Annotated in this window: 2 tRNA genes; both read left to right on the forward strand. The window is 58.7% G+C overall.

Annotation, left to right across the window (positions count from 1 at the left end):
- Nucleotides 1-92: 92 nt before the first annotated feature.
- A tRNA-Ile gene (locus M3089_RS15755) sits at nucleotides 93-166 on the forward strand.
- Between the two features lie 24 nt (nucleotides 167-190).
- A tRNA-Ala gene (locus M3089_RS15760) sits at nucleotides 191-264 on the forward strand.
- Nucleotides 265-276: the final 12 nt, after the last annotated feature.

Consider the following 276-nt stretch of genomic DNA (forward strand, 5'->3'; position numbering starts at 1 on the left):
ATGCCTCCCCAAGCGAAGCGGCCCAGTCCGCGCGTTGGGCCTGAGGGCTCTCTCCCCACTCATCTCTGCCCCAAGCCCCACTTAGGGTACGGAGTCCTATAGCTCAGTTGGTTAGAGCGCCACACTGATAATGTGGAGGTCGGCAGTTCAAGTCTGCCTGGGACTACTGGTTGGCGTCTCTGCCCTTACCGGGGGATTAGCTCAGCTGGCTAGAGCACCTGCTTTGCAAGCAGGGGGTCAACGGTTCGAATCCGTTATTCTCCACACCGCCTTATT

Source organism: Marseilla massiliensis, from assembly GCF_023336985.1.
Classification (GTDB): Bacteria; Bacteroidota; Bacteroidia; order Bacteroidales; family Bacteroidaceae; genus Prevotella; species Prevotella intestinigallinarum.